This window comes from Pseudonocardia sp. McavD-2-B, from assembly GCF_024124365.1.
Taxonomy (GTDB): Bacteria; Actinomycetota; Actinomycetes; order Mycobacteriales; family Pseudonocardiaceae; genus Pseudonocardia; species Pseudonocardia alni.
Genome location: NZ_JAMXSG010000245.1, coordinates 1 through 9,107, shown reverse-complemented (window position 1 = coordinate 9,107; position 9,107 = coordinate 1). Strand labels below are relative to the sequence as shown.

The window sequence follows — 9,107 nt, the reverse complement described above, 5'->3', positions numbered from 1 at the left end:
GTGCGCTCGGTGGCCTCCGGCCCGGGCCGACCCCACGGGCTGCGCCCGGCCGGGTCGACGGGCTCGCGGGGCGCGGGGACACCGGTCAGCGGTGCCATCCGCACACCGGGCCAGGAGGTCCCGGCCCCCGGTGCGACGGCCAATGCGGCACCGCGGGCGGCGTCGGCCACCGGGTCCGCGACGACGGCGACCGGGCGGCCCAGTGCCGCCGAGACCGCCTGCACCACGACCGGCATCCGCGCGGCACCGCCGGCGAGCAGCACCTCGGCGTCGGGGGCGGCGGCGACGACGTCCTGCACCAGGTCGGCGACCGGCTCGAGCAGCGGGCGGGTGAGCTCGTCGAGGTCGGAGCGGTGGATCCTCACCGCGGTCAGCAGGCCGGGCATCTCCACCCGGACGGTCGCGACGGTGTCCCGGGACAGCAGCTGCTTGGCGGCGCGGCACTCGTCCCGCAGGGCGGTCAGAGCGGCGACGGTCCGCGGGTCGTCGGGGTCGAGCGCGTCGAACGCGGCGGCCGTGGCCGGGGAGGAGGACCGGACGAAGGCGAACACCGCGTCGTCGACGTCGGCGCCACCGGTCCGGCAGCTCAGCGTGCGGCCGACGGCGTCGGGCAGCACCCCGGGTGCGGCCGCGGCCAGTACGGTCGCGGTGGTCCCGTTGCCCCCCAGGTCGACGACGGCGAGCGGCCCCCCGGCCGGCACGACGGCGCGGTGGGCGAGCGCGACGGCCTGCGGCGCGGTCACCAGGGAGACGGTCAGCCCGCGGCGACGCAGTGCGGCGGCCAGCAGGTCGCGCTTGTGGCGGCCCCAGCCCACCGGGCAGGTGACCCCGATCCGCGACGGCGGGCCGCCGTGCCGGGTGGACACCTCGTCGACCAGGACACGCACCAGCCGGGCGCACAGGTCCTCGGCCGCGTAGGCGTAGCCGCCCAGCGACAGCGGGGTCGGGTCCCCGACCCGGTCGAGGAAGCCGCGTGCGACGCGGTCCGGCTCGGCCGGGGCCCGGCGACGGGCGGGCTCACCGCACAGCAGGTCACCCCCGGGCGTCGCGACGAGCACCGCCGGGAGCACGTCGCTCCCGTCGCGGCCCCCCAGCCGCACGGGCTCCGCGGCACCGCCCGTGCGCAGCACGGCAGCGGTCACCGAGGTCGCCCCCAGGTCGATCCCGAGCAGGTACGACATCACTGCTCCCCCCTCGTCGAACCGGCACGCCGGCGTGGTCCTCTCCGAAACCCATCGACGGGGGCCGCCCCGGTGTTAGCCCGTGCGGCGCAGCAGTTCGAGGTTGGGGACCGATCCCCTAACGGCCCCCCCACGGACCCGGAGCGATCCCCGATGGCCGGACCCGGCGGCGCCCCTAGCTTTCTCGTCATCACCGGCCGACACCACGACCGGTACCCACCTCACTGCCCCGGAGGCAACCATGGCCGGCCGCGACCTCTCTCTCGTCGAGTTCGTCAAGATCATCCTCGGGCTCGGCCCGGACAAGGACGAGAACATCGAGCTGCGCGACTGGTTCCTGAAGGACCCCGACGCCGCGCTCGAGTACCACGGTCTCGGACACCTGACCGCCGAGGACGTCCGCGACGCCGCCGTCCTGCTCCAGGACAACGACACCGTGTCGTTCGACCGCAGCTACGACACCGGTTTCGACTGGGACCACGGCAATGCCGGCTGGGCCTGGAAGGCCGGCTCGGAGGGCCACCACGAGGGCGGCCACAAGCACGGCGCGGAGCACGAGAAGGTCCACGTCAAGGACAACTTCTACGAGTACGACGTCAACGACCGCGACACCGTCGTCGACAACTCGATCAACCAGAACATCGACACCGACGGCGGCGACTTCCGCCAGGACATCGACACCAACTCGGTGACCGCCTCCGGCGACGGCGCCGTGGCCGCCGGCCGCGACATCGAGGACTCGACCATCACCACCGGCAACGGCAACGCGGTGGGCGACGGCAACGCCGTGGTCAACGGCGACGACAACCAGGTCGCCTTCGGCGACGGCTCCTCGGCCGACTCCTACGGCGACATCACCGCCGACGACGGCGGCGCCGTCGCCATCGGCGGCGGCGACGCCGACGGCGACAACTCGGTGAACGACTCCTTCAACGAGGAGACCACCACGACCACGACGACGAACGAGACCAGCTTCGAGGACTCGTTCAACACCACCATCGACGACTCGGTGGAGAACACCACCACCGACAGCGGCAACACCAACATCGGCAACGGCCTCGAGGCGAACGTCGACCTCGACATCGCCTGACCCGACTCCCGTAGTGACCGAGCGGGCCGGACACCGGCTCCGGCCCGCTCACCCCGCCACCACCGTCTTCCGTCGCCCGCCCGAGCGCGACGGCACCCCCTGAGGAGAACGCCATGTCCGCCGAGAAGACCCTGATCCAGTTCATCCTGGACCTGCTGAAGGACCCGAAGCTCCTGGCCGAGTTCAAGGACGACCCCCAGGGCCTGCTCGCCCAGTGCGGCCTGTCCGACGTCTCCGCCGAGGACGTCCGCGACGCGATCGTCCTGGCCCAGGACAACGACGAGGTCTCCTTCGACCGCGACTACAACACCGGCGGCGGCCACGGCGGCGGCCACCACCACACCCCGCCGCCGCCGCCCGTGCACCACGGCGAGGACCCGGTCAAGTACATCGACAAGTACGTGACCAACAACCACTACACCTACAACGTCGACGACCGCGACACCATCGTCGACAACTCGATCAACCAGAACATCGACACCGGCGGCGGCGACTTCCGCCAGGACATCGACACCAACTCCGTCGTCGCGTCCGGCGACGGTGCGGTGGCCGCCGGCGACGACATCCGCGACTCGACCATCACCACCGGTGACGGCAACGCGGTGGGCGACGGCAACGCCGTGGTCAACGGCGACGACAACCAGGTCGCCTTCGGCGACGGCTCCTCGGCCGACTCCTACGGCGACATCACCGCCGACGACGGTGGCGCCGTCGCCATCGGCGGCGGCGACGCCGACGGCGACGACTCGGTGAACGACTCCTACAACTCGTCGGAGACCACCACCACCGACGAGACCACCACGTCGTTCGAGGACTCGTTCAACACCGACGTCGACAGCTCGACCTCGACCGTCACCGAGGACAGCGGCAACGTCAACGTGCTCAACGACGCCGACCTCGACGTCAACGCCTCGCTGCTCTGATCCTCGACACCCTGACGAGAAATCGTCCCTGCTCCGTCCGCGAGCAGTAGGATCGGCTGCACGGCCCATCGGCCCCGGCCACCCTCACGTGGGTGACCGGGGCCGATGACGTTGGTGTATCCATGACAGCGACGCGACGAGCGGTGACCGCACCGCTCCGGAGCGATGGGGGGCGCAACGCACGTGGCGGTACCGGAGGCGGTCGCGCTGGTCGACCTCGCCCTCAAGGCGGTCACGGCCTACGACCGTCCCGACCTCGCTCCCCGGCTGCGCCAGACCAGGACCAGGCTGTCGGACCCGGTGGTCCGGGTCCTCGTGGTGGGCGAGTTCAAGCAGGGCAAGAGCCAGCTCGTGAACGCCCTGGTGAACGCCGCCGTCTGTCCCGTCGACGACGACATCGCCACCGCCGTGCCGACCCTCGTCCGCTTCGGCGAGGAGACGTCGGTGACGCTGGTCCGTGAGATCGCCGGTACCGACGGGGCCGTGGCCGAGAAGGCCGAGCGGACGGTCGTCGGGTTGGACGAGCTCGCGGACCACGTGTCCGAGGGCGGCAACCCGGGCAACCGCGCCGGCCTGACCCGCGCCGAGGTGACGCTGCCCCGCAAGCTCCTGCAGAGCGGGCTCGCACTCGTGGACACCCCCGGGGTCGGTGGCCTGGGGTCGGCCCACGGTGCGGCCACGATGTCGGCCCTGCCCACGGCGGACGCCGTGCTGCTGGTCTCCGACGCCAGCCAGGAGTACACAGCTCCGGAGCTGGAGTTCCTGCAGGCGGCGCGCAAGCTGTGCCCCAATGTCGCCTGCGTCGTCACCAAGACCGACCTCTACCCGCACTGGCGCCGCATCGTGGAGCTGGACGAGGGTCACCTGCGGACCGCCGGGATCGACGCCCGGCTGCTGCCGGTCTCCTCCGCACTGCGGCTGCACGCGGCCCGTACCCAGGACCTCGACCTCATCGCGGAGTCCGGCTTCCAGGCGCTCACCAGCTTCCTGCTGCGCAAGGTCGTCTCCGCCGCCGACGACCTGGACCGCCGCTCGACCAGCCAGGACGTACTGGTCACCTGCCAGGCGCTGGAGTCGACGATGCGTGCCGAGCTCATGTCGCAGAACGACCCCGAGAAGGCCGGGCAGCTCGCCCGTGAGCTGGAGTCGGCCCGGTCACGCGTCGACGGGCTGCGTCAGCGGTCCGCACGCTGGCAGACCACGCTGAACGACGGCGTCGCCGACCTCATCGCCGACATCGACTACGACCTGCGCGACCGGCTGCGGGCCGTCTCGCGCGACGCCGAGCAGCTGCTCGAGGACGCCGACCCGGCCGACATCTGGGAACAGTTCGCCGAGTGGTTCCACAAGCAGGTCGCCCACGCCGTCGCGCAGAACTTCGTGTGGACCACCGAGCGGGCCCGCTGGCTCGCCGAGCAGGTCGCCGACCACTTCGCGGAGGCCGTCGACGTCACGCTGCCCGAACTCCGCGTGGCCGGCGGGTCGGTGGCCGGCCTGGTGGACCCGCTGGACATGCCCGCGGACGAGAAGTTCGGCGTCGGCCAGAAGCTCTTCGTCGGCGCCCGCGGTGGCTACGGCGGCATGCTGATGCTCGGCCTGGCCTCGACCGTCGCCGGGTTCGCTCTGCTCAATCCGGTCTCGGTCGGCGCGGGACTGCTGTTCGGTGCCAAGACCGTGCGCGACGAGAAGAAGCGCATGAAGCAGCGTCGTCAGGCCGAGTCGAAGAACGCGGTGCGGCGCCACATCGACGAGGTCACCTTCCAGGTCGGCAAGGACTCGCGGGACAACCTGCGCCGGATCCAGCGCGACCTGCGCGACCACTTCACCACCGTCGCCGACGAGCTGTCCGACGCGTTGAAGGAGTCGGTCTCGGCCGCCCAGACCGCCCTGAAGGACGACGCCTCGCGGCAGAAGCGTGTCGCGGACCTGGAGGCCGAACTGAAGCGGGTCTCCGGCCTCGCCGAGCGGGCCCGCGCGCTGGCCGCGGCGGCCGGGGCGGAGGCGTCCGCGTGAGCGCGCTGACCGACCAGACCCGCGTGCTGCTGCGCCGCACCCTGGACGCCTACGGGGACTCGCCGCAGGCCGCCGGGTGGCTGCGCCACCACCTGGAGCGGTTCGACGAGCCGCTGCGCGTCGCGATCGCGGGCAAGGTCAAGGCGGGCAAGTCCACGCTGCTCAACGCCCTGGTGGGGGAGCGGATAGCCCCCACCGACGCGGGCGAGTGCACCCGGATCGTCACCTGGTACGCCGACGCGCCCGCCCCGGGCGTACGGATGCACCTGCGCTCCGGCGCGGACCGCCCCCTCACCCTGGCCCGGCGCGACGGCGCGCTGCAGATCGACCTGCAGGGCGCCCGGGTGGAGGACGTCGACCGGCTGCACGTCGACTGGCCGTCGCAGCACCTGCGGCGCACCAACCTCATCGACACCCCCGGCATCGGGTCGCTGACCGCCGACGCGGCCGGCCGGGCCGGGGAGTTCCTGACGCCGGAGGACACACCGTCGCCCGCCGACGCCGTCGTCTACCTGATGCGTCACCTGCACGCCGGTGACGTGCGGTTCCTGGAGGCCTTCCACGACCGCGGCGTCGCCCGCGCGACCCCGGTGAACACCATCGCGGTGCTCTCCCGCGCCGACGAGATCGGCGTCGGCCGGCTCGACGCGCTCGTGTCGGCCCGCCGGATCGCGCGACGCTACCGCGGCGACGACAAGCTGCGCGGGCTGTGCCAGACCGTCGTCGCCGTCGCCGGGCTGCTCGCCGAGACCGCCCGCACCATGCGGCAGGACGAGTACGTCGCGCTCACCGAGCTGGCCGCGCTCCCGCGGGGCGACGTCGAGGCGCTGCTGCTCTCGGCCGACCGCTTCGGGCGCACCGAGCTCGACCGGCCCGACTCCGCCACCCGGATCGCGCTGCTGGAGCGGTTCGGCCTCTTCGGGGTCCGGCTCGGGACGACGCTGATCCGGCAGGGCGTGAAAGACCCGACCGCGCTGGCCGACGACCTGGTGCGCCGCTCCGGTCTCGACGAGCTGCGCTCGGTGCTCGACACCCAGTTCTCCGAGCGCCGCGACCTGCTCAAAGCCCGCTCCGCGCTGCTCGCCGTCGACCTTGTGCTGACCCGCGAGCCCCGCCCGGCGACGGCCGCGCTGCGTGCCGAGGTGGAGCGGATCCTGGCCGGGGCGCACGAGTTCGTCGAGCTACGGGCGCTGGCCGACCTGCGCGCCGGCAAGATCGTGTTCCCGCCCGAGGCGCTCGCCGACGCCGAACGACTGCTCGGCGGCGAAGGCGGCTCGGCGGCGGCCCGGCTCGGGCTCGACGGTGCCGCGGGTCCGCGCGAGGTCCACGACGCCGCCTCCGAGGCGCTGCGCCGCTGGCGGCGGCGGGCGGAGAGCCCGCTGACCGGGCGGGCGTCGGCGGAGGCCGCGCGGATCGTGGTGCGGTCCTGCGAGGGGCTGCTCGCCGAGGCGTCCCGCCCGCACGCGCACCACTGAGGGATCAGGGCCGAGGGATCAGGTCGTCGCGTCGAGGGCGTGCAACGCCGCGACCAGCGGGGCCAGCTCGGGGCGTGTCGCCGCGTCGACCAGCGCCTGTTCCAACGCCCGGTCGTGGCCCGGACGGGCGCTCTCCAGGAGCCGGCGCCCCTGCTCGGTGAGCTCGGTGTAGACCCCGCGGCGATCGGTGGGGCACAGGTACCGCTGCAGCAGCCCCCGGTCCTCCAGCCTGCCGACCAGCCGGGTCGTCGCCGACTGGCTGAGCACCACCACCGACGAGAGCTGGGCCATCCGCAGGTGGAAGCCGTCCTGGCGGGCCAGCGCGTCGAGCACGGTGTACTCCACCACCGACAGCCCGTAGGAGCGCTGCAACGCCCGCTCAAGGTCGTCCTCCAACCGGGCGTGCAGGGCGGCCAGGGTGCGCCACCCCCGCGCCCGCGTCTCGACCGCATCGTCGTCGAGCGACATGGCGTGCCTCCCCTTCGGACCGGGTGACGGTGCTACGTTGTCGGCGTCGGCAATAACCAGCGTGTGCAACTATCAGCGTGCGCCGACTGTTGCACGTGCCGACACCACGATACGAGACGGCCACCCCGACTCCTGGAGAGAAGCCATGCACCTCGACCTCACCGGCCGGACCGCCCTCGTCACCGGCTCCACCCAGGGCATCGGACTCGCCATCGCCGTCGACCTCGCCCGCGCGGGCGCCCGGGTCGCGGTCAACGGCCGGACCGCGGAACGGGTCGACGCGGCCGTCGCCCGGGTGCGCGACGAGTCCGGCGGAGAGGTCGTCGGCGTGGCGGCCGACGTCACCACCGACGAGGGCACCGCGACCCTCGCGACGGAGCTGCCCGAGGTCGACGTCCTGGTCAACAACCTGGGCGTCTTCGGTGCCCAGGAAGCCCTCACCATCACCGACGACGACTGGCGCCGCTACTTCGAGGTCAACGTCCTGACCGCGGCCCGCCTCATCCGGACCTACCTGCCCGGCATGCGCGACCGCGGCTGGGGCCGCATCCAGAACATCGCCAGCGACTCCGCGGTCGTCATCCCGGCCGAGATGATCCACTACGGCGTGTCCAAGACGGCGATGCTCGCACTGTCCCGCGGGTTCGCCAAGGAGGCGGCCGGCAGCGGGGTCACCGTCAACTCGGTGATCGCGGGACCGACGCACACCGCGGGCGTCGAGGACTTCGTGTACCAGCTGGTGGACCCGGCCCTGCCCTGGGACGAGGCGCAGCGCGAGTTCATGCGCACCCACCGGCCCCAGTCGCTGATCCAGCGGCTGATCGAGCCCGAGGAGATCGCCCACATGGTGACCTACCTGGCGTCGCCGCTGGCCTCCGCCACGACCGGGGCCGCGGTCCGCGTGGACGGCGGCTACGTCGACTCGATCCTGCCCTGACCGGGCGGGTCAGCCGCGGTCGCCCAGGATCCGGCGGAGCTCGTCGAGCAGCTCGCTGCGGCCGCCCACCCCGAGACGCTGACGCATCCGGGCCACGTGGTGCTCGACGGTCTTCGCCGAGATGAACAGCGCCTCACCGATCTCGCGCTGGGTGCGCCCCTGCACGACGAGCTCGGCGACCTCCAGCTCGCGCTCGGACAGCAGACCCGACCCGGACGGTTCCGGGGCGGCCTCGACGGGCGCCGGGGCCGCGGCGGCGGGCTCCTCCGTGACCGGGCCGAGCTCCTCCGCGAGGGGCGGGAGGGTCCCCTGGCGCAGGTCCGTCCCCGCCGCCTGCAGCGCCCGCGCGCAGGCCAGCAGGGCGGACACCGCGCGCCGGTCCCCGGTCCGCAGTGCCGCCTGCCCGGCGAGGCGACCGCCGTCGAAGGACAGGCCGACGGCGTGCAGCCCGCGGGCGGCGGCCTCGACCTCGGCCGCGTCGACCCGGTCCTCCAGCACGCCCACCCAGTGCGGGGCCGCCGTCGCCATGGCGTGGGCGAAGCGGCTGCCGCAGGCGGCGCTCTGCAGCTCGTCGGAGCGGGCGCGGGCGGCCTCGACGTCGTCGGTGAGCACCGCGGCCTGCAGCCGCGCCCAGTGCAGCGGGGCGGCCCACAGCGCGGGCCGGCCGAGCCGGTCGAGCAGCGCGTCGGCCTCGGCGAGGTGCGGGGCCACCCAGCTCTCCTCCCGCAGCCGCGACGCCGCGGTCACCAGCTCCCCGAGCGGCTGCAGCACGTAGAGGTCGACCGGGTGCCGGACGATCGCCTGCCGCGCCCGCGTCCAGGACCGCATCAGGGCCCCGAGGTCGGACTGGCGGCGGGCGATCGCGACCTGCAGCGCGGCAGCGAGGAACTCGTCACGCGGTTCGAGGGGGTCGTCGCCCGCGTCGACAGCGGCGAGCCGCTCCGACGCCGGGCCGGTCGCGCCGCGCAGCAGCGCGATCCAGCCGAGCAGCAGCCGGTGCCGGGCCCGGGCGGGCGCCCC

8 protein-coding genes are annotated in these 9,107 nt (G+C 73.5%); 5 read left to right on the top strand and 3 right to left on the bottom strand.

Annotated elements, in window-relative coordinates:
* The coding region (locus tag NH602_RS24255; protein WP_253068984.1) for an Hsp70 family protein at positions 1-1,181 on the bottom strand (1,181 nt) is incomplete at its 3' end.
* A 241-nt stretch (positions 1,182-1,422) separates the two neighbouring features.
* On the opposite strand from NH602_RS24255, the gene NH602_RS24250 reads away from it, so the two are divergent.
* From NH602_RS24250 to NH602_RS24235, 4 genes are all read left to right on the top strand, one after another.
* Positions 1,423-2,271 carry a hypothetical protein gene (locus NH602_RS24250; RefSeq protein WP_179761518.1) on the top strand — a complete coding sequence of 283 codons (849 nt, stop codon included), beginning with the start codon at positions 1,423-1,425 and terminating at the stop codon, positions 2,269-2,271.
* A gap of 113 nt (positions 2,272-2,384) precedes the next feature.
* Positions 2,385-3,194, top strand: a complete 810-nt coding sequence (locus tag NH602_RS24245; protein WP_073576079.1) for an IniB N-terminal domain-containing protein — start codon at positions 2,385-2,387, stop codon at positions 3,192-3,194.
* Positions 3,195-3,377: 183 nt separating this feature from the next.
* Positions 3,378-5,207 carry a dynamin family protein gene (locus tag NH602_RS24240; protein WP_083658704.1) on the top strand — a complete coding sequence of 610 codons (1,830 nt, stop codon included), beginning with the start codon at positions 3,378-3,380 and terminating at the stop codon, positions 5,205-5,207.
* Positions 5,204-6,682 carry a dynamin family protein gene (locus NH602_RS24235; RefSeq protein ID WP_179761517.1) on the top strand — a complete coding sequence of 493 codons (1,479 nt, stop codon included), beginning with the start codon at positions 5,204-5,206 and terminating at the stop codon, positions 6,680-6,682. Before NH602_RS24240 ends, NH602_RS24235 begins: the two co-directional genes overlap by 4 nt.
* An 18-nt stretch (positions 6,683-6,700) precedes the next feature.
* Here the strand turns inward: NH602_RS24235 and NH602_RS24230 are convergent, their stop codons facing one another.
* Positions 6,701-7,150 (bottom strand): MarR family winged helix-turn-helix transcriptional regulator, encoded by a 450-nt coding sequence (locus NH602_RS24230; protein WP_179761516.1) that lies wholly within the window; start codon positions 7,148-7,150, stop codon positions 6,701-6,703.
* A gap of 145 nt (positions 7,151-7,295) precedes the next feature.
* On the opposite strand from NH602_RS24230, the gene NH602_RS24225 reads away from it, so the two are divergent.
* A complete protein-coding gene (locus NH602_RS24225; protein WP_253068983.1) occupies positions 7,296-8,087 on the top strand; it encodes an SDR family NAD(P)-dependent oxidoreductase in 792 nt (263 codons plus the stop codon).
* A gap of 9 nt (positions 8,088-8,096) precedes the next feature.
* Here NH602_RS24225 and NH602_RS24220 read toward each other — a convergent pair.
* Positions 8,097-9,107, bottom strand: a 1,011-nt coding sequence (locus NH602_RS24220; protein ID WP_253068982.1) for a helix-turn-helix transcriptional regulator, incomplete at its 5' end; no start/stop codon positions are given.

Bases quoted from the DNA above. Each gene is read 5' to 3' on its own strand.
- NH602_RS24250 (WP_179761518.1), top strand. From the start codon at position 1,423: ATGGCCGGCCGCGACCTCTCTCTCGTCGAGTTCGTCAAGATCATCCTC.
- NH602_RS24230 (WP_179761516.1), bottom strand. From the start codon at position 7,150: ATGTCGCTCGACGACGATGCGGTCGAGACGCGGGCGCGGGGGTGGCGC.
- NH602_RS24245 (WP_073576079.1), top strand. From the start codon at position 2,385: ATGTCCGCCGAGAAGACCCTGATCCAGTTCATCCTGGACCTGCTGAAG.
- NH602_RS24225 (WP_253068983.1), top strand. From the start codon at position 7,296: ATGCACCTCGACCTCACCGGCCGGACCGCCCTCGTCACCGGCTCCACC.